The sequence below is a fragment of the Novosphingobium sp. B-7 genome, assembly GCF_000410615.1.
GTDB lineage: Bacteria > Pseudomonadota > Alphaproteobacteria > Sphingomonadales > Sphingomonadaceae > Novosphingobium > Novosphingobium capsulatum.
The window spans coordinates 12,749-35,167 of sequence record NZ_KE148513.1 but is presented as its reverse complement, the minus strand read 5'-3'; the positions used below and the strand labels follow the sequence as shown (position 1 = coordinate 35,167).

Sequence of the window (22,419 nt, the reverse complement as noted above, 5' to 3'; positions counted from 1 at the left end):
CGAGGACGCGCTGGCCCTGGCCTCGCACGAGTGGAAGAAGAAGGGCCGCATTATCAAGGTCATTCTCTACGGCAGCTATGCGCGTGGCGGCTGGGTTGACGAGCCGCACACCGCCAAGGGCTACCAGTCGGACTATGACCTGCTGATCATCGTCAACGACAAGCGCCTGACCGACCGGGTGAAGTACTGGGCCAAGGTCGATGACCGGCTGATGCGTGAGTATGGCATTGCCGGTACGATCAAGACGCCGGTCAATTTCATCGTCCACACCCTGCAGGAGGTGAACGATGGCCTCGCCCATGGGCGCTACTTCTTCATGGACGTGGCCCGCGATGGTATTGCGCTCTACCAGAGCGATGATACCGAGCTGCACCAGCCAAAGCCGAAGACGCCTCATGCCGCGCTGGCCATGGCTGAGGAGTATTTTGAGGAGTGGTTTCCTAGCTCGATCGAATTCTACGATGACTTTCTTTCAAATTTAGAGCGTAAGCGCTTCAAGAAAGCGGCATTCGAATTGCACCAAGCATGCGAACGCTTGCTGCATTGCGTGCTACTCGTGGTAGAATTTTACACCCCACATAATCACAACATCGCATTTCTACGCACGCAGGCTGAACGACTCGATGTTCGTCTCGTCCATGTCTGGCCTCGGGAGAATCGCAAGCAGCGGGCGATGTTCGAGAAGCTCAAGGAAGCCTACGTCAAGGCGCGCTATTCCAAGCACTACCGAATCACCGAAGAGGAACTGGCCTGGCTGGGCGATCAGGTCGAGGAACTGGGCCGCGTGGTCCATGCTATCTGTTCCGAGCGCATCGCCCAACTGGAAGCCGCTGCACGGCAGGCGGGGTGAGCAACCGTCAGCGGAACCAATCGCGATTTTCGAATGGCCCTTAACCAGTATGGTCCAAGTCTGGTACAAACTGTCGTTCGACGCGGACGCGCCAAACGGTGGGCAATGTCAACAGTCGCCATTCACGAGCTTCGTCCGGATTCCTGCACTTGATCCAATTCCACTCAAATCGGCATAAAATCTGGGGCACTTTTCCTGAATGCCCGTCTTGGTGAACCTGGGGCGGCGTCGGGAGTCGCCAAGCAGGTCGCCGATCTGGCCAACAGTTCACTGCAACCTTCTCAGGCCGAAACACCTTCCTGCGATGAACAGGACAGTCGGGCACCGGCCCCCGACTGCCCTGGCTCAATCGATCCACAAAGACGCTCACGTTACTGCACGAGCTCAAGGCACACCGGATCCGCAAAGCCTTTGAGTTCCAAGGCTCGGCATGCCGCCTCGGCAGAAATTTTCGCTACCCGCTGCTTGTAGGCATCCTCGCCACCTGCCTTGCTGGTCTGCCAAGCTGCAACAGCAGTGATTGCATCGACCCTGAGCTTGTCTTGGGCAGCACCTGCGGTGATGGCAGTATCGGCACGGGCTTCCGGGTCGAGCCGCGCAACGATGCGGTCGCTGACTGGCTTGGCAATATCGCTCGAATTGTCGCTCAAAAACTTGCCCACATCGGCCACCAGCTTATTCCCGTCGCGAGTTTCCTTGATGTCGGCAGAGATAGTAATCGGAGCAACCTCGGCGAGGACCTCGCTGTCCTTGGCGATCAACTTGTCAAGTTGCGCGAGTTCCGCCGCCGCCTTGGCAAGTTGTGGTTGGAATGCTGCGCGGGCAGCCGGAGCGGCGGCAGTCTGCCGCTTACCCAGTTGGTCGAGTGCTGCAGACATGGCAGCCCGGTCTTCGAGTCGCTTGCTCGCCGCAGAAATCCGATCCTGGGCAGCATCCGATGGCTTGGGCAGGGGCATCCAACCCGTGGCGAGACCTGTCAGGTCTGTTACCGCAAAGTCGGTATCGGGGCGCGCGGTGAACATGCGACCTATCATGATAGATCGTGTCGCGATGGAAGCGTCGGTAGCGGTCGCTCCTGGGCCGCTGATGGTTAAAGTCAGCACCAAGTCGCGGCCATTGCCGCGGATCCAGGAGTTGCTAGTCAGTGGACTGCCAACGTAGAGAACCTCAGGCGCGAAACGCCATGCGCTGTGATCGTGCGACAGCTCCACGGCGCCAGCTACCAGCAGCGATGGCGCCTTACGAAAGCCATTGTCGGTTAGAAACTTGGCTAGCGGAGGAGTTACCTTCTTGCCGAAGGCGACCGCCGTCGTGCTATTGTCGTCTATCGCCGGACCATCGCCTTCGCCGGCACCAGCCGCCACGACAATGCAGCTTTGGGCTCGCGCTAGGGCAACGGTGGTGTCTCCGGTGCGGGTCATCTGCCGATAGAACATCACCGCCGAGTGACCTTCCACACTGGCTTCGTCGGGCGCGCCAGCTTTCTGTAGGGCTGAGCCGACCGCACCGACTCCGGCCTTGACCAAAGGCCCAGCGATAGCCGCGATTATCGCCGCGAGAAGCGCGGGCGACTGCGCCTTCTGGGTACCGCACAGGTCATTATAACTGACGACGGTGCGCAATCCCTCGCGCGGCGCGGCGAGAACGGGCTGGGCAACGAGCGGTACGGTGACTAGGCCGAGCAGCGTGGCCTTGATGAGTGAGCGTGTCATCGGTTACCCTTTTTACGTGCGAGCCGGCTCGAACATGGTTCAGCGTGCGGCGAGGACAATCTCGTCGGGCGGAATTGTTGCAACGGCCCCGACCTTGCCAAGCAGGCCGGTAAAGCCGGATCCATTGTAGATGAAGGCGCCGCACTCGGTCTGCGACTTGGCAGCGGCATCAGCGGTGTTGATGCCCGCTACGACCCAGGCGTCATTCTGACGGACAAAAACGGGCGTTCCGCTGAAGCCGTTAAGTGTCTGGCAGCTGTGTTCGAGGCATCCGCCACCGCCCTGCAGCTTGCTGCGCGACCAAACCCGGCAATAGCTGGTACCCGTATCTCGGGTCATGCGGAGCGCCTGCGACCAAGGGGGAGGGCTGCCCATCTTCATAGGATCGGCGGGTATTCGGTTGACGGGATCGGCCAGCAGGAACAAGCCGATCGCGAGCGCAGGCTGCGCCACAGTGGTTGGGACGCTGTTGCCGTTAGCAAATGTTGCGCGGCCCCGTGCCTTGACGGCATCGGACAAGCCGGGCGCGCGCAGGAGGGCAAGGTCGCGCCCGGCGACGGAGCGGGTCAGGCCTGGCGCGAACGGCCCGTTCGGCATAATCTCCACAGCCTGGAGCCGCGCATCGGAACGATCGGCCATGGTCAGGACCGCATGGCTCATATCCGCGCGAGTCCTCCCGTTGTCTTCCACACAGTGGTTGGCGGTGAGAAAGCGATCACCTCCCAAGTGCAACGCCATACAGACCGGATCGCCACGATCGTTGAAGAGAATGGCGAGGCGGTCGAGTGGAAGATCTGCCTGACCGGGCGTTACCGGCGTAAGACACTCGTGATCATAGGCGTTGATCGCGTCAATTCTTGCTTGGCGGGCCTCCGGCGACAGGCCGTAATACATGTTGCCGATGCCCAGGGTGCGCTCGGCCTCACCTGTGAAAGCACTCTGCGCTCTCTGGCAGGCTGACCATTGGCTCTTAGGCAGGCCTTCGACCCAGCCGTTTTGGCGCGCCTGCAGCCGGACAGCGTCGTTCGGGCCGCCGGGGAGTGAGTTCTCGTCTCCAAGGTACCCGGGGGCAACGCTCTCGGTGGAAGAGCTGCCCAACCGTCGTTCGATCAGAGAAGTGGCTCCGAGCGTTGCAGGATCAATGGCACCATTGTGCCGCAAGCGATCCAGCAGATAAGGGGTCAGCACGAGCTTGCCGGCAAAGTCGTCTGCGGCAGGCGCTGCGTGGATATGCCCCTCCCCGTCGAGTGAGAGGATGACGCCCTCGCTGGGCGACCCGCCTCGTCCGACGCGGGCCATCGCCGCAATCAATGAATTTACGGCCTCGGCATCCCGCAATGTGGCCTCCGCCCCCAAGTCCGAAGGCGTGAGCGCGCGGTCTAACGGTACAGCAACACTTGAGGTTGGCGCTGCAGCATCCTGTGCTGGTGCTGCGCCAGCCATGGACACCCCTGCGGCTATCAAACCTGCGGACAGCAGGTTGCGCGCGAAGAGGCGGCGGCGGACCTCCAATCTACTTTTTGCTGGCATGACAGCCCCCTGCTGATCTGCTTAGGCGATGTTGCCAACAAAACATCATAGTGTCAATCGTTGTGCGAAATCATTATCAAATCCGCCCACATGTTTTCTGCAGTACTTGTGGAAGCGCTGATTCTGGCGTCCTGTTCCGTTCAGGAAAGCTACTCGGTCGCTTCATTGCAATCCCGCCGCATTACACTTGGAATGAAAGCTACTCGACGTAGGAGTAAGTGAGTCCACCATCGCCAGTGTCATAAAGTGGCCAGTCGCGAACGATGGCAGCTTCCAGGATTGCGAGGCAACCTGTTGGCAAGATGCGTTCTTCTCCCGTGTCGCAGACCTTGACGAACTGGCGCGGCTGATGGATCGTGCGGGCAACGTCCTTGAGCCCGTCACCCACGCGCGGGAATACCCATCGGACAGTTTCCGTTTCCGATTCGGTATCGACACGGAAACCACCATGCTCGGGCACTGGCATGGGCAACCTATGCGCCAACGATCGTGCGGCGAGCCAAGCATGCAGGAGATGCGGATCAAGGCCTTCGTTGTTCATTATGCCTCGCACGCCGAATTGTGGCTTTCGGGATGGCCATGCCATGGAGATCTGCCAGTCCGCTTGGTATTGTCGCCGGCCGTCAACCGGCTGCCTTGTGGCCCTCGTCGATCGTATCGACCAGCATTGCGGCCAATGCTTCTTCCGCACGTGCGCGTGCCGCCGGATCCTTGGCTGCCAGATCGTTGCGAAGCCACGGCGGTGCGCGTTCGATGACGCCGAGAATGCGGGTCTTGGTCTTGTCGTCCATGCATGTCCCTATTGCGACGCGGCTGGCGTGGGGCAACTTGCTGGCGATGGATGGTTGAACGCGCGTTGCCGGCTGCTCAGTCTTGGTCCTCGGCATCAGCAAACGTCCGCTGGCCGCGTCGCCGCCACAGCGCGAGTTGAGTGCCGGTCTCATCGGTGCGTAGCTTCGCTGCCGCCTCGACCAGCAGTCCGAGCATCACGGCGCGGTCATCATCGGTCAGTTCGACGATGCCGGCCTTGGCAATCAGCCCGCCCAGCTCGATCATTTGCCGCGTGCGCTCGCGCCGCTTCACCTGCCAGGCCCTGGTATCATGCCGCGCTTGTTGCAGGGTCAGGCGATGGTGGGCGCTGGTCGTGCGGCGCTGCTGGTTGCGCGTTGTCGCCAGTGCGCTGGCCAGTCGTCTGTTCGGACCGCGCGCCAGAAAGAACGCGGCGCCGCGTTTGCGCCATGCCTCCCGTCGTTGTGGATCGGTGATGCTGGCAATCGACAGCAACGCGCCGGCCAGTTCCTCGATGGCGAGTTTATCGGCGCCGGTGGCTTCAACCAGTTCGCCCAGCTGGCTCTGCTTGCGCGCCTTGAGTTGCTTGGCCTTGGCAGTGAGGGCTTTGAGGTCCTCGTCATAGTTGCGGGGCTTGCGCATGTCTGGTGTCCTGTGACGGCGGTCTGTTGCGCCGCGATGCCTTCCAGTTATCGGCCTTGACGATCAATGCCAATTCCCTGAAACCTCATGGGATTCCGCCGTCCCGAGAATGATGAAATCTTTTGAGGGCGCGCTTATACGTCGTGCCGACGTGCGCTTTTAGGCGTATCTGGTGTGTCGCTATGGCGATCTACCACTTCTCGGCCAAAGTTGTTTCGCGCGGTGGCGGCTCGAGCGCCGTGGCCGCCGCCGCCTATCGCTCGGCCGGTCGGCTCTATGATGCGCGGCTCGATCGGCACCACGATTTCTCCAACAAGACCGGCGTCGTGCACAGCGAAGTCATGCTGCCCGAAGGCGCGCCAGAAGAGTGGCGTGACCGGGGCAAGCTGTGGAACGACGTCGAAGCAGTGGAGGTGCGCAAGGACGCGCAGCTCGCCCGCGAGATCGAGTTCGCCATTCCCCGTGAGATGACCCAGGCCGATGGCATCCAATTGGCACGGGACTTTGTGCAGAAGGAGTTTGTCGATCGCGGCATGGTCGCCGATCTCAATGTGCACTGGGATGTGGGGGCAGACGGTCTCGCCAAACCGCATGCCCATGTGATGCTGACCATGCGCGAAGTTGGATCGGATGGCTTTGGTGCCAAGGTGCGCGAGTGGAATAAGACCGAGCTCTTGACCCACTGGCGCGAAGCCTGGGCGGAACACGTCAATGGCCGGCTGGCGCAGCTCGATATCGACGCGCGGGTCGATCACCGGAGTCTCGAGGCCCAGGGCATCGCTCTCGAGCCGCAGAACAAGATTGGCCCGGCCGCCGCGCGCATGGCGCAGGAAGGCCTGGTGCGCGAGCGGCTGGAAGAGCATTTTGCCATTGCCCGGAGCAATGGCGAGAAGATCCTTGAAAACCCCGGCATTGCGCTCGATGCCATCACCCACCAGCAGGCGACCTTCACTTCGCGCGACCTTGCGACGTTCGTGCACCGCCACAGCGAGGGAAAGGACCAGTTCGACGCCGTGCTGGCGGCCGTGCGGTCCTCGCCCGATCTGGTGCGCTTGGGGCCAGATGGACGCGGCGAGGAGCGCTTCACCTCGCGCGCCATTCTCGAGACCGAACAGCGGCTGGAACGTGCGACCATTGCGCTGGACGCGCGGCGTCATCATGGCGTTCATGACCGACACCTGGAACGCGCGCTCACCCGCGCCGAAGCGCGTGGCATGGTGCTCTCGCCTGAACAGCGCGGCGCGTTCGAACATGTCACCGAGGCACGCGGGATCAGCAGTGTCATCGGCTATGCTGGCACCGGCAAGAGCGCGATGCTTGGTCTAGCCCGCGAAGCATGGGAGTCGGCTGGCTATACCGTCCATGGCGCGGCTCTCTCCGGCATTGCCGCTGAAAACCTCGAAAGCGGCTCTGGCATTGCGTCGCGCACGATCGCCAGTCTGGAACACCAATGGGGCCAGGGTCGCGAGCTGCTGACCGACAAATCGATCCTCGTCATCGACGAAGCCGGGATGATCGGCACGCGCCAGATGGAACGCGTCATCACCGAGGCCGAAAAGCGCGGTGCCAAGGTCGTGCTGGTCGGCGATCCAGAGCAGCTCCAGGCCATCGAAGCCGGCGCCTCGTTCCGCAGTATTGCGGAGCGTCACGGCGCGGTCGAGATCACCACCATTCGTCGCCAGTCCGAGGAATGGCAGCGCGATGCCACGCGCCAGCTTGCCACCGGACGCACGGACGAGGCGCTGGCAGCCTATCAAGAGGCAGGTCATGTCCACGCCGCCGAGACGCGCGAACAGGCCCGCAAAGACCTGATCGATCGCTGGGATCGAAATCGCATGGCCGACCCCGATGCCAGCCGGATCATCCTCACCCACACCAACGACGAAGTGCGCGAACTGAACGAGGCCGCGCGCGAACGGATGCGTGCCGCCAGTCTGCTGGGCGAGGATGTTGGTCTTACCGTCGAGCGGGGCGCGCGGTCGTTCGCGTCCGGCGACCGCGTGATGTTCCTCAAGAACGAGCGTAGCCTGGAGGTGAAGAACGGCACGCTCGGCACGGTCGAACAGGTGAGCCAGATCGCCATGCGCGTGCGCACCGACGATGGGCGATCGATTGCCTTCGATCTCAAGGACTATGCCCATATCGATCATGGCTATGCCGCCACCATCCACAAGGCGCAGGGTATGACCGTGGACAGTGTCCATGTGCTGGCAACGCCAGGACTCGACCGCCATGCCGCCTATGTCGCGCTCTCGCGGCATAGGGACCAGGTCGATCTGTATTACGGCAAGGATGATTTTGCCGATCGGGACCGGCTTGTCCGCGCGCTCAGCCGCGAGCGTGGCAAGGACATGGCATCGGACTATGCCCGCGTGCCCGAGCCTGCGCCCGAAGTGCAGCCCAGGCGCGGCATCGATGGACTCAAGCTCAAGGTGCCCAACTTCTCTACCGTGCCCGAACGGGTGAACTTTGATGGCCACCGCCTCAAGGTCTCCAAAGACCTGCTCCAGCCCATAGCCCCGTCACGTGAAATCGCTGCAATCCCGACCGCCCCCGAAACCCGCGAGGCGCAACTGCGGCGCGAGCGCATGGAGGCGTTGACACGCCATGCCAAAGCGATCGACGGAATCTACGGCACGAGGGCCCACGGCGGCCAGGAAAGCCCCGAACAGCTTGCCGAGCTCAAGTCCGCGCGCAAGGCGTTCGAGGAACTGCGCCCGCATGGGCCACGCGATGCCGAGGCGGCCTATGCCAGGGATCCGAGCCTGGCGAGCGAAGCGGCACGCGGCAATGCCACTCGCGCCATCCGGGCGCTGCAGCTCGAAACCGAGCTACGCACCAATCCCGAGCTGCGCGCCGACCGGTTCGTCAGCCGCTGGAACGAGCTCTCCAACCAGGCCGACCGTCATTATGCGGCTGGTAACATCGACGCTCACAGGAACGCGCGATCGGCCATGGCAAACATGGCCAGGAGCCTGGAGCGCGACCCGCAGCTTGAATCCCTGTTGGCCAGCCGCAAGGCCCAGCTTGGCATCACCATGATGGACAGCCAGCGCAAACTGGGCGCCCAGCTCGCGTTCGAGCACGGCCTCGATCTCGGCCGGGGGAGGGGACGCGGGCTCGGCCTGTAGGGCAGGCCAAGGCCCGAGTCGCAGCGCCTTCACCGCTTGGCACAATCTCAAGCCGCCTCAGCAGCATGCGCGCCGCCACGCCCACAAATCTCACCCCTTCCAGCGAGGTTCCAGCCTCTGGCATTCTGGAAATGGCAAGGTTTAGCCTGCGCCCATGACCGAAACGAACGACACCGAAGTGACCACCGCCCAGGCTTTCGAGGCCGTGCGGCATGAGCTCAGCCTCCTGCACAATGCCGTCGCCAATCTGACGGCGGCACGCGAGCGAACCGGCCGCCGAACAAACCATGCCCACACTGCGGATGCCGCCCAAATGACATTCCACGACCACCTAATCTGCCAAAGTAGTGCTTCTGTAATGGGCCTTTGTTCGTTAAGTCCCTCTGAATGATTATCTCATCGCCGGGATCATGCTTCTGTCCGTGGTCAGCACGAAGGCCGCCACACCAAGCCATCAGATCCTCAAGCCGACAGGTCAATCTAGGAAGCGTGCTTCGCCGAGGCGATCACAGCACTACACACGACCTTGCCAAGCCTGCGTCCCAGCGACGGGACCTCACTAGAAGCGTGCCGTTCTAGGCGCGCCTCGATCAGCATTTCTTCCTTCAAGCGCCATTGCGGTTGCCCCCCAGCAAAAGTCGGTGGCGTCCATCCACATGCGATGGAGCACGACGCCCAGTTTGCGCGCCAGAGCCACCTTCGCGCGCTTCATCCCGCGACGTTTCGCCACCTCGAGCGCCCAGCGCTTCAGGCTGGAAAACCGCGTCGCTCGCGTCAGCATGATATGCGCCGCTTCGAAGAGCGCGGTTCGGACCATCGCGTCACCGACCTTGCTGACACCTCCATCCCGGTCGGTCTCGCCGGACTGATATTTCTTCGGCGTGAGCCCGAAATAGGCGCCCACCGTGCTCGATTTCCCAAAGCGGGTCGGATCGTCGACCGCTGATCGATAGGTCAGAGCGACCAGCGCGCCGACGCCAGGTGTGCTCATCAACCGGTGGCAAATCTTGTCTGCCCGCGCGATCCTCAACATCTCCCGGTGGAGCCGGGTGAACTCACTCCACAGTGTCGTTCGGGCTGCCAGCATTCCACCGATCACCGTCTCCAGGGTGGCGTGCCCTACGATTAGTTCCTGGATACGCGCCTCGAACCTGCCGCGGCTGACCTCGCCGACCTTCAGTCCATAACCGCGCAGTATCCCACGGATACTGAGTTCGACGTCGAGCAGCTTCCCCTGCAGAAGCTTACGCCCGACGAGTACGGCGCGGGTATCTTGCGATGCCACCGATTTTGCATGAACCGGCCGATACCAGCCCATCCGCAGCAATTGGGCAATCCCGCGAGCATCTTTCCGGTCGGTCTTCACAGTCATTGCCGAAAGTGCCGCCTTCACGTGTCGCGTCTCCAGCAAAACAACGTCTCGACCAGCGGCAACAAGCCCAGCATGCAACCAATGCGATAGCGGCCCCGCCTCCAGCCCGATCCGGCACACCGGCAATTCCAACTCGTCGAAATACCGCACCAGCGTCTCGGGTTCGCTGGCGACCTTGACCTCGCGGATGATCTTACCCTTCGCGTCCACGATGCACACGCTGCTCTCTTTCAGAGAGACATCGATTCCGGCATAATAGTCCATGGCTGTTCCTCTCATGATGCTTGGGGCCGATCACTCGGACCCCGTTTCCAACGCCATCATTCTGAGGGACAGCCACCCAACTTGGCTACGCTTGTGACGCCGGCCCATTACGGCATCTAGTTGTCTGGTTGCGACACATCATTGGGACATGGTAAATGAGGCCATCGCAGATCACGCGTGGCGCTTTTCCGCTCTTGCTGATGAGGTTTTGTGATGGTGCAAATACATCCCCAAGCCCGGACCACACCTGCTGTACGGGCGGAAATTGCCCGTTCGGCTGAGCCCGCGAGCGTCGTGGCCAAGCGCTATGGCATCAGCGATGAAACCGTGCGCAAGTGGCGCAAACGTGGAGAACAGGCGGTCCAGGATCGCTCGAGCCGGCCCAAACGACTGGCGTGGCGCATGAGCGAGGAAGAACGCGCGATTATCTGCGCGGTACGCCGGGCCACGGGTTTCCCTCTGGATGATCTCACCTTCGTGCTCCGGCACTTTCTGCCGCACCTCAACCGCGACAGCATCTATCGAGTGCTCAAGGCCGAGGATCTCAACCGCCGCCCCCCTAAGCCCGCGACGCAGCCGCGCAAAGGACAAGGCAGTTTCAAAGACTATGATCTGGGCTTCGTGCATATCGATGTAAAACATCTGCCCAAACTGCGCACTGCGGATGGCGAGGTCCGCAAGCGCTTCCTTTATGTGGCCATCGATCGCTGCTCACGGTTCGTCCATCTCGACGTCTACGACGCCGAAAATGCCATCACCTTCCTCAGGGCTGCCAGAAAGGCCTTCCCGTTCCGTATCACCCATGTCCTGACGGACCGGGGATCCTGCTTCACAGCTGGACACCTTGAAAAACTCTGGCGTTTGAGGGGTGGATTTGATTCACTTCGCCGACGGTAGGGCGGAGGTGATGATGGCAAGACAGCCCGGTTTCTTTGATCTTTCGGACCGATATGATGCGCTGAGCGCGGCGGGCGATCCGCTGGAGCGCTTGGCCGCGGTGGTGGACTTCGAGGTTTTCCGCGGACCGCTGGTGGCGGCGCTTCGGCGCAGTGTTCGCGGCAAGGGCGGACGGCCGCCGTTTGACCCTGTGCTGATGTTCAAGATCCTGGTGCTTCAGGCGCTTTACTCGCTGTCGGACGAGGCGGCGGAGTTCCAGGTCAAGGACCGCCTGTCGTTCCAGCGCTTCCTGGGTCTTGGTCTCGACGGCGCCGTGCCGGACGCGACGACGGTGTGGTTGTTCCGCGAGCGCCTGGTGCAGGACAAGGCGATCGACAAACTCTTCGCCCGCTTCGACGCGGCGCTCAAGGATCACGGCTATCTCGCGATGGGCGGGCAGATTATCGACGCCACAGTGGTGCCGGCGCCCAAGCAGCGCAACACCGAGGCCGAGAAGACCGCCATCAAGGAAGGGCGCGTACCCGAAGACTGGCAACCGGCAAAGGCGCGGCAAAAGGATCGTGATGCGCGCTGGTCGATCAAGTACAGCAAAGCCAAGGTCCGCGAAGGCGCCGGTCCCAAGGCCGCGAAGCCTGTCGATCTCGCCATCCCGATGTTCGGCTACAAAAACCATATCGGCATCGACAAGGCCCACGGCCTGATCCGCACCTGGGGAGCCAGCGCGGCCAACGCCCATGATGGGGCGCGGCTGCCGGAGCTGATCAGCATGGGCAACACCGGCTCGGGCGTCTGGGCAGATACCGCCTATCGGTCGAAGAAGAACGAAGCGTTCCTCGCCGCCGGCATGTTCAAGAGCCATATCCACCAGAGACGCAAGCCGAGGCGGCCGATGCCCGAGCGGATCGCCAAGGCCAATACCCGACGATCCAAAATCCGCGCTCATGTCGAGCATGTGTTCGCAGGGCACAAGCACCGCATGGGCCTCGTCGTGCGCACCATCGGCATCGCCAGAGCCACCATCAAGATCGGCATGGCCAACCTCGTCTATAACTTCCAGCGGCTCGTCTGGCTCGAGGGGCGAACTGCGCCTGTGTGACCCTAATCCGGCCCAAAAGTCCGACCAACGACCCGGAAAACCTGATCAATCCCGCCAAAACGGCGGCTGCTACGCCAACAGCAAACCGTCCCGCCGCCTTCACGTAGAAATCAGACGGTTCTTCGAAGTGTCCAGCTGATGATTTTGAACGCGCCTGCGCGCAGCTCAAAGTCATTCATCGCACGACAAAGCCTTATACGCCGCAAACCAACGGTATGGTCGAACGCTTCAATGGCCGTATTGCCAGCGAGGTATTGGGCATCAATGTGGCCGGCCACGCCGATCTCGAAATCCTGCTGACCGGCTTCAACCGTGCCTACAATCGACGGCGACAGCGCGTGCTCCAAGGCAGTTCACCATGCCAGAAGGTGGAAGAACGGATCGAGCTGAGACCCGCTCTCGCCAATCCTCTTTACAAACCCTCGGCGCTCGACGATCTCATGACTCAAGTCGGCGATATTATACATTATGCCAATGATGTGTCGCAACCAGACAGCTAGGGCTAGGCCGCGCAAGCCCAGGAACTTTCAATTTTTGGGAATCGGTGCCTCTTCCTGTTCCAGCTTTTCCTACTCAGCAGGTGGCTCAACGTCACACAGCTCGGAGTAGAGCTTTGCCAGGATCTCCGTCATCCCTGCTTTTTCGAGTGCGCGCCGCGCTGGCCAAAGTTTCGCCTCGTCGTTCTTAATGACCCGGTCTATCGCCGCGTCCCGAAGATCGGCGTCCTTCACATCAACGAATTCGAACATGTCGACACGCTCCCCTCGGCGGCGGCGGAGCGCCCGCTGGACGGCCAACTCCGCAATCACCTCTATCTCGGGATGAAGTTCTCGAAAAATCTGAGCTCTTTCTTTGTCTATGTCATCGAGATCGAGTTCGCTAAATACGACGCCCCGGCAATCCTTCAATTCGAGAATGGCGTTCGGTCGGGTAGCGGAATCTGATAGCTCAGAAAGAGCGAGCGATGGGATCCAAAGGCCCGCTAGCTGGCATTGCCTGAGCGTGATGCGGGATTTGGAGGCACACCATCCCCGATAAGTCTCGCACCTGACGCTTGAGTTCGCGATCTCGACGCGGGCGCCGGGTCGTAGGGATAACTCGGCGAGTGCCACATCCTTGCAACCGTCGATGAAGACATCAACGAGGGATCCGCTACCCTCAAGGGCGACTTTCCCGCGCGACAATGAGGAATGCCGCAGGGTCCATTCATGGCCTGATAAGCTAACGTCGCTGTCGGATATGCTGATCTCATCGAGTTCCGATTTATGCAGGCTAACTCGTATTGAGCAATTGTCCAAGGTCACCGCGGTCCAGCTTGCGCGTAACAGGTTGCAGCTATCCCAGTTCCAGGTTCGACCACTAACCCCCTTGAGCGCAAAGTCCCGAAACGTCACGGCTTCGGCATCAAACTCCGACAAAACGAGATTCTGGACTTCGACACCAGCGATTTCACCGCCAATAAGGGAGAGCTTGTTGAGTAGAGTCCCCGCGCAAAAGGCGATTTGTCGGCAGAGAAGAGATACGCCGGGGCTGCTGCGTTGCGTGTTCACCCCTGCGCAGACGACCAGACCCAGTTCCGTTTGGTCCCGGGCGAAACTACCTAGGAAGTAGAGTATCTCGCGCGTCAATCGGCTGGGCTCCAATTTATGAAATGCCCCGTAATCTTGGAGCCGCCGCATCAGGATCGTCTGAGCGACGAAAAACTCGAAAAAGGATTTGTGCTGGAACCTAAACGATCGATTATCGTCCGAGAACCTCAGGAAGCTACAGACGCGGATATCGGTTATGATGTCTGCAATACTGGCAGCAGGATCACGCTTCCCGGCGTGGATGCGAGTTTGTGCAAACGGCAGACTCTTGATTGCTTCGGCGATTTCGTCAGCCGTCAATTCGACTTCGCCCTTGTCGAACATTGCCATGGCGAGTGCACGACTCGCATCGAGCCGCTCGTCCTCTGTGAGACCGCTTGGCCTTCCGCTGTCACGCACAGCACAAATTCGCGTGTATCCATCGTAGAGCATCGATGGGCCGACATGGGCTGTATCGAGGGCATGCAGGTCGATCTCACCCTCAAGCGCAGTGATTGCAATCATCTCGAGCAGAAGCGGCCTTTGCATCAGCTCCTTGAGGTCATAAATTCGCCGCAGAAACTCAAAAACGTGTTCGACGCTCACATTCCTGATTTCACGGAATTTTTGTTCGTACCTTTTGAGATACTCTAGTGATTGCTCTTTTGACAGCGGCTCAAGTTCGATCACGTTGTCCAATTGAGTCGAGTCGACTGAAGGCGCATGCGACAGATTTAGTTTCGCCAATATTGCATCCGCTGCCACTCGCTCGCGATTGATCCGGGGAAAGTAGACCGGGCGTGAAGCTGTCTTCTTCACTGCATGGACCATCTCGTCGAAAGACTCGAAGTAGGTCGGACGGGTGGCGAGCAAGCAGGGACAGTTGCTCGCTATCAGGGGCGAGAGCAACTGGAGGAAGCGCGCCCTGTCCTCGGCATAGGCACTCGTCTTTATCTCATCAAAGCCGTCCAGTAGGAAGGCGAACTCTCCTCCTGCGAGGTGCCGTTCGAACTGGGCGCGGGTTGGAGCTATGTATTGGTGTTCCCGCAGACTACTTGAAATGAAGCTCCAGAGGTCAGGGTGCTGGAGGAGGGTGCGGAGCCTTAGCCGAACGGGGTAGCGGGTCGTTTGGCTTTCGAGGCGACTTCGCACCATCTGATAAAAGAGCTTATCGACGACCGTGGTCTTACCGGATCCGAATCCGCCAACCAGGACAACAAGTTTGGGCGTCTTCAGCATCTCAGCTATGAGGGCGGCTGCATCCTCGTGCGTTCTATCCTTGAATCTAGCAGCCAGAGGGATGTAATACTCAAATATCGGCTCTGCCTCGTATTCGAGCTTCAGCTTCATGAGGGATTCGCTGATGTTGAAGAGATCCTGCTCCAGATCTTGGAGCCGGATCAATCGCATACAGTAATCGTCGTGGGCGAAGGCCTGAGCGTCCTGCGTGAACGAACCGTTGGAGACCAGAACGGCGTTCTGGATAATGCCCCTTCGCCGCAACTCAATCGCGACTTCTTTGAATGAGCGGACCTCCTGGACGCCGACCACTCCGTGCGATCGGTGCTTAACCTCGACTGCAACGGTGATGGTGCCGATTCCGTTCACGTACTTGCGGCAGAGCAGGTCGATCTGACTGCCATGGAGGTTGATGTCGGGCGTCACACTGTACCCGAGTGCCGTATAATGGGAGGCTACGAGCGCTTCCATTTCCTTCCACTCCGGAGTATTCTTCTTGAATCTCACCGCGCAGGCCTCCACGTCCGGATGGTTCTTGAATATTACGCCCCGATACGAAGGAACCTGAGCATACGGTAGTGTGGCACGATCTGCGGTTGCAATCCACCAACTCGAGACAATAGCAGCAGCAGTGGGGCTGACTGGCGCGAGAGTAGTTCGCACCGACTGACGCGCAAACGTCCGCTCCATCTGGTATTGCCGTTTATCGGGCCGACCAGGAACGGCATCTATGTCCGAGATCACGTCGATCCAAGCTCGGCTCTCGATATCAGTGAAATGCATGTTCCTGCCTGCTGCTTTGCGGACTGGCTCAGGCGCACTGATGGTGAAACTCACCTCCAAACTTCTGTCGCCGCGGCCAGGGCCCACAACTATCTAGCCGATTCGTTGGGTCGGTCGAAACCAATGAGCCCACTGGTTCACCTCCACATTTCAGCAATTTTAAGCTGGGGCCGATTTGGGGGCTTGCTCAAAAATTTGATATAATAAAATAACGGTATTGCTGATGCTTAGATAATTTATTCGAGCCCGTCACCGTCTGGCCGGGAAACTCTAAACCAGGGTGGTCCAGAGAATGGTGTCGGATCACGTAGGCGAAGGCGACATTTCAGCCCTCGGATGCGGATTACCGGTTCGTGTTCCTCAACCTTCCAGCACTCAGCCTCGGGAGCCATCTCGGCGTAACGGCTTCGCCTCAATCCCCTTTACCCGCGGGCTACGTCACCATGTCAGTTGGCAGCAGGTCACCGCCGCTTGAGCTCATGCCCCCTCACAGCAGAGGGCAGGGCATTCGTTCACTTCCTCCTTTCTCCATTGCATTCCAGTCATATGCGCTCGAGGCGCACCGTAGGTGAAGTCCGCCACCCACAGCATGTTGGGTGCCGGGGCGTGGAACTGCCGGTTGACCTGATCGAGCGGGCAAGGCGTTGCCTTGTCGCTAATCGTCGTCTTCACCGGCTTGCCGCGGATCACACCCTGCAGGCCGAGATCGCGCATCAGCCGTTCGACCGTGCAGCGGGCAATGTCCCAGCCCTCCCGGTTCATCTGGCTCCACACCTTGCGCACGCGATAGACGCCGAAGTTCTCGGCAAACACCCGCAGAACCTCGGGTCGCAGCGCCTGGTCACATTGGGTGCGGGCTGACAGGCGCGACGGATCGCGCTGCTGGCGGGCACGCTCATGATAAGTGGATGGGGCGATCGGCAGAACCCGGCAGATCGGCTCGACCCCATACTCGCCTCGATGCGCGTCAATGAACGCGGTCATCGCTTGAACGGGCGGTCGAGCTCCGCCTGGGCAAAATATGCAGACGCCTTGCGCAGCTCGCGGTTCTCGCGTTCGAGTGCCTTGAGCCGTTCCGCCACGTCGGTTGACACTCCGCCCGCATCCCGCTGTTCACCTCAGCCTTCTTCACCCACTCAAGCAGCGTGTAGGCCGAGCAGCCGATCTTCACCGCGATCGCTGTCGTCGCTGCCCAGCGCGACGGATGGTCCTTCTCGTGATCCAACACCATCCGCACCGCTCGCTCGCGAACCTCGGGTGCAAACTTGTTCGTCGTCTTGCTCAAAGACCCTTCCTCTCAGGAGTTGGGGCCTCCGGCAATCTCGGGGCGGTTCAGGCTGTAAAAGGGAGGAAGTAGTGTTACTTCCTTCAATCGTCAACCTGCACGCGCATACACGCAGCAGAACTGCCACTCTCAGGGATGCGGATCCACACTTCGACAACGTTATAGTAAATGAAATAACCATCCTGCTCGATAGTGACGTATCCGCCGACTATAGGCATGAACGGAAGATCACACATCCTTATCATCTTGTCATCGTTATCGTATATCTCCACAGTTATCATAAAATTTCCTTAGTTGTTGTACCGTATTCTTCTGGCACTTCCGGCATCCGGTTTGCGCCCACCCTTTGATTGCCGCTCGATAGTCCACCGACCGTCGCTCGACGGCCGGAGAACTACCCTCGATCCATCTGGTAAGACTTTAAGCTTCGTCCCATTTTCTCTAGTTTTCCCATCGGATTGCCCTTTCAGACGGTCAAAGTCCTTCTCAGCAGCTTCTTTCCCGCCGTCTTTTTCCTGCTGACCATCGGCGCCCGTATCTGCGTCGCCAGCTATGTCATCCCAAGCTTCGTCAGCTTGTTCGTTCTGGTGCGCCTGCCAAGCCCTGTTTTGCGCCTGCAAACGCGCCAACTGCTGCGGGCTCTCGCCGGCAGAGGGAATCGCCAGAGACATCTTGAGTAGTTGCCACGCAACCCACTCTTCAAATGCAGCCACTCTGACGCCCCTCACAACGATGTCCACCGGATCCTCTCCGGTCGGATCGGTACTATCCACCGGATCATTCGCAACATAGTCATAGAGGTTGATTTGATCGCTATATCCGATAGGATCCGTCTGTAAAAATCTGGCTAGAGTAGGCGAATAAATTCGCGCCTTGTAATAGTACATGCCAATTTCGGGAATCCAGGCCTGGCCTGTATATTGAAAACGTCCTGTATTAGTGGATTGAGGAACGCCATATTCGTCATATCGATTGATTGACGTCACCGTATTTCCGCCGCCATCGGACACTAACACGATGGAACCTTGCCAGTCAGAGCGCATCACCCGTTCGTTGGAACTAGTAAAAGCGCTGCCCTCGTACCATGCGACTGGATCATCGATCTTCGCATCCGCACCATGGATATAACGACGAAGCAAATTGCTTGATGCATCATATTCTGCTGTAAGCGCATCGCCGTCATAGAGCATTCGCGTGGTACCATTAGCTCCAACTACTTCGTAGAGACGCCCCAAGGGATCGTAGCGAAGCGCGGCCTGAAGATTTCCTGCGTAAGACAAGCTAGAACAGTTAGTATTACCTGCACCTTGCAAGCGCTTCTCAACTAACCGGTTTTCTACGTCGTAAAGATAAATAGCTGTTCCATCTGCAGTGAGGTTTCCGTTGGCATCGTAGCAGAAAGTCGCACTACCGGCAGCCTGGTACTGGTTGAGCCCGTTGGTAGTGTAACTGCGGTTCACGTTGTAGCTGCCGGTCCAGGCAAACGTATCGTTGCTTCGGGTGATCGAGCTGATCTGCCCTGACGAGTTAAAGTCGAAGTTCCACTGATTGTTGTAAGTAGAAAGTGGAAGATTGTTGCTCAGACTTTTAAGTCTTCCCACTGGATCATAAATGTAGCTGGTGTTGATCCCACCGTTGAAGCTACTAAGCCGTCCGGCAGCATCATAGGTATAATTAGCGATGCCTGTTGTTCCGGAGCGCAGTATATTAGTCAGACGGTCCATACCATCATAAGTATATTTTACAGAGTTGCCGTCAGGATAGGATATCTGGATACGGTCGCCATCGGCATCATAGAGAAAACCAAGTGCCCGGCTTGTACCATCCATCGCCAGGGTGCTCGTAGTAATTCGGCCGAACCCATCGTATGCCGTGCTGACTCCCTCGCCCGAAACACTGTCAAACTTCGCGTAGATTTGCAGGCCGCGCAAGTCATAGCCGTAATAGACATCGCGAGTGTTTGTAGTGCCAAGTCCCGAGCGTTCCGGCACGGTCTTGATCACCATCCGGCCAAGTGCGTCGTAGGCATAAGTGATCACTGAGCCATCGCGCTTACGAAGTGAGATACGATTGCCTTTGGCATCGTAGGTATAGTGTTCATAATCTGTAGCCGAAACCGTTCCGGTTGCGCTGGATGAAGGCAGGTTCCAATCGGTTTGACGGTCGAACCCGTCATAGGTCATCGAAGCCTTATAGCCCCGCGCATCGGTCATTGAGATAACTTTGCCGTTGGCGCTGTAGTTATAAGTGGCGTAGTCCTCTTGAATGCAACTCCCGTAAGCCTTCTGAACTTTGATTAATTGTCCAGAGACGTCGTAAACGTTGCGTGTAATCCGATCGTCGTTCGCGCTGTTGATCGCGGTATTGTCGGTGCAGCTGGGCGGAGTCGCAGTCTGGGCGCAGGCGCTGGCTGGTAACGCTCCCCAGGTCGATTGGTTTACCCTTATGGCGGTACATTCAAGCCGTCCGCGCACATCGTAGCTATACTGGGTGAGTGAAGTGGCAATCCCATCTGAACCGCTAACTTTATCAGTGAGTTTGTGATCGAGCAGATCGTAAGTGTGGTCAACTTTGCGCATGAGCGTGAATGCCGACCCCCAACTCGCTGGAGAAATAGAATCGGCCTTCCAGATGTTTAGGGATCCCTCCTCAGTCGTAATTGGACGCCCCCCCGCATCGTAGGTAGTCCGGGTGGCAACGAATGGCCCCGATAAGTTGGTCGCAGACGCCGAGATCGTTCCGGTTACCCTCCCCGCAGCATCCAGGCGCACCGCGTTCAGGTAAGCCGCGGCACTCGACTGCGCAACGGCCGTCTGCGGAAGAATTCCAACGAAAATTAAGAAAGCCAAATAAGCAGCTGCGGAAAATACTGGGAAATATCTCATGGGCAGCTTACTCCTGTGCCGAGAGGTTTTGTTTCACTTATCTTATTCCCAGAAGTATTATAGCCAAAACAATGCCGCAACGTCTGGCCATCGGCTGTTATCGCGATTCCCCTAAGGAGAAGATTATTTGGACCGGAGTCCGGACCATAGTCAAAGACCGTCACAATTTCATCGGAAGATCCGCCAGAACAAGTGTTTCCGACCGTCGCTGTTGTCCGGCAAGTTCGCTCCTCCGTCTTCACCCAAATCGGTGACGATGCCTTAACATACCCGCCAGCACCGTTGCTGATCCACGCATACCGCTGAGCATAAGCATAGCGTTTGACCGGCCTAATACCGTTCACATCGGCTGGTAGAGATTCCATAATAATCCCGCCATGGGTTGGGTCATACTGATAATTGGTCGTATTTCCATTTGCATCGGTTATGCTTGTCGGTAGATTACAAGTAATTGTGTTGCTGCAATTACTTGCGAAGGTTAGTCCATATCTTGTTATAGATGCGGTACCGCTCGGCTTCTCATGATCGACAACGGATGTTAAATTCCCTCGAGAATCGTAACCATAATCGGTGTAGTTCCCTTCGGGTTGGACGACACGCGATGGTTGATAATCCGTCCTCGTCGTATAAGTTTTAATGTTCCCGTTTTCATCTTTTACAGATTTTAGATAAATAGCGCGAGCTACTTTGCTTTGTGAGAATGAAAAAGATACTGATTTAATTGAGTTGTCTGGATTTGTAACGGTCATAATTCCAGATGAATTTTCATTACTAGGGGAGTACCCGTAATTTGTTATAGTACCGTGGTCATTAACCTTTGAAATAATACGATTTTGATAAGGATCAACCGTAATACTATAAATCTTCATGTATGATGAATCGGAGGGATTCATAATTTTTAGGAAATTCGAATCGCTATATATTTTCCAATACTGACCAGAAATTGTGGATACTGAATACTCTGTGGCCGATATTTTATTTTTTTGGGAGGTGTGTATAGCATTCTGCGAGTAGGATAAATTTATAAAGCCGACACTTTTTACGGTGATCCAATCAGAAATTTTAGCGGAATCAGTCCCATCATATTGGTATGTAAAAGTTATTTTATATCCTGCATTGTTTACGATCGACACCGGCCTAGTGAAAGAGTTGGATCGCTGCCAACTAATATCCGTAACAAGCCCATTGGGTCTATTTATTTTCACAAGTCTGAGCAATGGATCTGCATACGCTATACCTGGTATAGATATGAATGTATAAATCGCCCCATCTGATTTCGTGTATGTCGCAGTTTTTTGATCCACCGAAACCGTCAGGGTCGCATATCTTCCCCTAACAGGATTAAAACTTCCGCTATATGCAGATGGATTTACGAATTGCTGGAAAGATTCTCCATCAAAAACATCAACATAGTTCTTTAAGTCCAAGTCATTTTGGTAAACTGACGCTGTTCCGAATGCATTAGAAACTATTCCGTTGACAGTCTGTGTTTCACTATAAGATAGTATGTAGTCATGTTGTCCGATCGAGCCGAGGTTAATTGGGTAAACCTCTCCTCCGTTAATCAAATCCACACCATTATCATCAATTATCGACGTTTCTGGAGGATGTGGTACATTTTGAGCGATTGAAATAGGAATGAAAATGAAATAAGCTGCAAAAATAGAAGGGCAATATATTTTTCGGGACATGTTAACCTCGCATCTGTGCACGTCAAAAGCGTCTTGAAAATGATCGTGAAACTTTACCTTTAGTTGGATGATCCTGTTGTTGTAACGTTCTTACGGTTATCCGCCTTGTCGTGGATGTAAGAGGTTTGTATGTTGCTGTTGATTGTTCCGGTGTGTACAACTTTCACCAACCTGCCCTTGGCGTCGTACGTATAGGTGATGGTCTCGGTAGCGGTAGCAGCGCCGGAACTTAAAACAACGGCGATACCTACCAGCGCGCCAAACGTTCTACGCATAGTTAAGCCTCCAATTTTCAGCAAAAATTTTAAAGATAATAGTCCATCGCAAACGAATATTACTAATGACCGTCGTCGTTTGGCCATGTAAGAGCGCGAGCAGAAACGCGTCTATGGATATCGACATAGCTCCTAGATTTCATGCCAAGCGACGTGCTCTCAAGTTTGAATTGCCCCAAGTCGTCGAAGGTAGGTCATTTGAATCAGGCAACCATATCCAGTGTCTATATGCATGGAAAGTAATTTGTCTCGGACACGAACATCAATGGCTAGCAATGCGCCAGCGTCCGCGTCATCTGCTCGGTTTTGACGGCTTTTGGAGCAATTGGTAGGCTGTTGAAGAAGTCTAGCGCGTCTTATGCACCGGGATGACGGTTTTGGGTTGGTGACATTATCATAAGTGCATGATT

At 57.5% G+C, this 22,419-nt stretch carries 14 protein-coding genes, 3 pseudogenes and 1 other annotated feature; of the genes and pseudogenes, 6 read left to right on the top strand and 11 right to left on the bottom strand.

Annotated elements, in window-relative coordinates; translation table 11 throughout:
- The coding region (locus H926_RS30295) for a nucleotidyltransferase and HEPN domain-containing protein (protein WP_022678403.1) at positions 1-850 on the top strand (850 nt) is incomplete at its 5' end.
- A 371-nt stretch (positions 851-1,221) separates the two neighbouring features.
- Here H926_RS30295 and H926_RS0123440 read toward each other — a convergent pair.
- The 5 genes from H926_RS0123440 to H926_RS35290 all read right to left on the bottom strand — a co-directional run bounded on the left by H926_RS0123440 (position 1,222) and on the right by H926_RS35290 (position 5,523).
- The gene (locus tag H926_RS0123440) at positions 1,222-2,562 is read right to left on the bottom strand and encodes a hypothetical protein (protein WP_022678402.1); all 1,341 of its coding nucleotides are present in this window, start codon (positions 2,560-2,562) and stop codon (positions 1,222-1,224) included.
- A gap of 39 nt (positions 2,563-2,601) precedes the next feature.
- Entirely contained in the window at positions 2,602-4,074 is a 1,473-nt protein-coding gene (locus tag H926_RS0123435) for a trypsin-like peptidase domain-containing protein (protein ID WP_158442048.1), read from the bottom strand.
- A 217-nt stretch (positions 4,075-4,291) separates the two neighbouring features.
- Positions 4,292-4,633, bottom strand: a complete 342-nt coding sequence (locus H926_RS30290; RefSeq protein WP_028658421.1) for a hypothetical protein — start codon at positions 4,631-4,633, stop codon at positions 4,292-4,294.
- Between the two features lie 82 nt (positions 4,634-4,715).
- Positions 4,716-4,883: a DUF6771 family protein gene (locus tag H926_RS34180; protein ID WP_022678400.1), complete on the bottom strand. Its 168-nt coding sequence runs from the start codon at positions 4,881-4,883 to the stop codon at positions 4,716-4,718.
- A gap of 76 nt (positions 4,884-4,959) precedes the next feature.
- The gene (locus H926_RS35290; RefSeq protein ID WP_237741176.1) at positions 4,960-5,523 is read right to left on the bottom strand and encodes a conjugal transfer protein TraD; all 564 of its coding nucleotides are present in this window, start codon (positions 5,521-5,523) and stop codon (positions 4,960-4,962) included.
- Between the two features lie 182 nt (positions 5,524-5,705).
- Here H926_RS35290 and traA point away from each other — a divergent pair, with 182 nt between their 5' ends.
- Positions 5,706-8,654 carry a Ti-type conjugative transfer relaxase TraA gene (gene traA / locus H926_RS0123410; protein ID WP_022678399.1) on the top strand — a complete coding sequence of 983 codons (2,949 nt, stop codon included), beginning with the start codon at positions 5,706-5,708 and terminating at the stop codon, positions 8,652-8,654.
- A gap of 154 nt (positions 8,655-8,808) precedes the next feature.
- Complete coding sequence (locus H926_RS32800; RefSeq protein WP_148291871.1) at positions 8,809-9,045, top strand: hypothetical protein; 237 nt, start codon at positions 8,809-8,811, stop codon at positions 9,043-9,045.
- A gap of 168 nt (positions 9,046-9,213) precedes the next feature.
- Here H926_RS32800 and H926_RS30275 read toward each other — a convergent pair whose 3' ends face one another.
- Positions 9,214-10,290, bottom strand: coding sequence for an IS110 family transposase (locus H926_RS30275; RefSeq protein WP_022678398.1), 1,077 nt, complete (start codon positions 10,288-10,290; stop codon positions 9,214-9,216).
- A 213-nt stretch (positions 10,291-10,503) separates the two neighbouring features.
- Here H926_RS30275 and H926_RS30270 point away from each other — a divergent pair.
- From H926_RS30270 to H926_RS30265, 3 genes and pseudogenes are all read left to right on the top strand, one after another.
- Positions 10,504-11,142, top strand: a pseudogene (locus tag H926_RS30270) (helix-turn-helix domain-containing protein); the annotation flags it as partial.
- A gap of 58 nt (positions 11,143-11,200) precedes the next feature.
- Positions 11,201-12,283, top strand: coding sequence for an IS5 family transposase (locus tag H926_RS0123395; protein WP_028658419.1), 1,083 nt, complete (start codon positions 11,201-11,203; stop codon positions 12,281-12,283).
- A 170-nt stretch (positions 12,284-12,453) separates the two neighbouring features.
- Positions 12,454-12,783, top strand: a pseudogene (locus H926_RS30265) (integrase core domain-containing protein); the annotation flags it as partial.
- A 69-nt stretch (positions 12,784-12,852) separates the two neighbouring features.
- Here H926_RS30265 and H926_RS0123385 read toward each other — a convergent pair.
- From H926_RS0123385 to H926_RS31305, 5 genes and pseudogenes are all read right to left on the bottom strand, one after another.
- Complete coding sequence (locus H926_RS0123385) at positions 12,853-15,927, bottom strand: NACHT domain-containing protein (RefSeq protein ID WP_237741175.1); 3,075 nt, start codon at positions 15,925-15,927, stop codon at positions 12,853-12,855.
- Positions 15,928-16,437: 510 nt separating this feature from the next.
- Positions 16,438-17,104: pseudogene (locus H926_RS32055) on the bottom strand (IS3 family transposase); the annotation flags it as partial.
- Positions 16,783-16,899 (bottom strand) — a sequence feature (AL1L pseudoknot). Its footprint overlaps the pseudogene before it by 117 nt.
- Positions 17,105-17,448: 344 nt before the next feature.
- Positions 17,449-20,043, bottom strand: a complete 2,595-nt coding sequence (locus H926_RS32050) for an RHS repeat-associated core domain-containing protein (RefSeq protein ID WP_082209329.1) — start codon at positions 20,041-20,043, stop codon at positions 17,449-17,451.
- The gene (locus tag H926_RS32795) at positions 20,040-21,734 is read right to left on the bottom strand and encodes an RHS repeat protein (protein ID WP_148291870.1); all 1,695 of its coding nucleotides are present in this window, start codon (positions 21,732-21,734) and stop codon (positions 20,040-20,042) included. The genes H926_RS32050 and H926_RS32795 overlap by 4 nt, the downstream gene beginning before the upstream one ends.
- Positions 21,735-21,793: 59 nt before the next feature.
- Positions 21,794-22,009, bottom strand: a complete 216-nt coding sequence (locus H926_RS31305; RefSeq protein ID WP_237741174.1) for a hypothetical protein — start codon at positions 22,007-22,009, stop codon at positions 21,794-21,796.
- Positions 22,010-22,419: the final 410 nt, after the last annotated feature.

What these genes read in the sequence shown, in the direction of transcription:
- H926_RS0123395 (WP_028658419.1), top strand. Translation starts at nt 11,201, where the DNA reads ATGGCAAGACAGCCCGGTTTCTTTGATCTTTCGGACCGATATGATGCG.
- traA (WP_022678399.1), top strand. Translation starts at nt 5,706, where the DNA reads ATGGCGATCTACCACTTCTCGGCCAAAGTTGTTTCGCGCGGTGGCGGC.
- H926_RS34180 (WP_022678400.1), bottom strand. Translation starts at nt 4,883, where the DNA reads ATGGACGACAAGACCAAGACCCGCATTCTCGGCGTCATCGAACGCGCA.
- H926_RS32800 (WP_148291871.1), top strand. Translation starts at nt 8,809, where the DNA reads ATGACCGAAACGAACGACACCGAAGTGACCACCGCCCAGGCTTTCGAG.
- H926_RS32795 (WP_148291870.1), bottom strand. Translation starts at nt 21,734, where the DNA reads ATGTCCCGAAAAATATATTGCCCTTCTATTTTTGCAGCTTATTTCATT.
- H926_RS30290 (WP_028658421.1), bottom strand. Translation starts at nt 4,633, where the DNA reads ATGAACAACGAAGGCCTTGATCCGCATCTCCTGCATGCTTGGCTCGCC.
- H926_RS30275 (WP_022678398.1), bottom strand. Translation starts at nt 10,290, where the DNA reads ATGGACTATTATGCCGGAATCGATGTCTCTCTGAAAGAGAGCAGCGTG.
- H926_RS35290 (WP_237741176.1), bottom strand. Translation starts at nt 5,523, where the DNA reads ATGCGCAAGCCCCGCAACTATGACGAGGACCTCAAAGCCCTCACTGCC.
- H926_RS31305 (WP_237741174.1), bottom strand. Translation starts at nt 22,009, where the DNA reads ATGCGTAGAACGTTTGGCGCGCTGGTAGGTATCGCCGTTGTTTTAAGT.
- H926_RS0123440 (WP_022678402.1), bottom strand. Translation starts at nt 2,562, where the DNA reads ATGACACGCTCACTCATCAAGGCCACGCTGCTCGGCCTAGTCACCGTA.
- H926_RS32050 (WP_082209329.1), bottom strand. Translation starts at nt 20,043, where the DNA reads ATGAGATATTTCCCAGTATTTTCCGCAGCTGCTTATTTGGCTTTCTTA.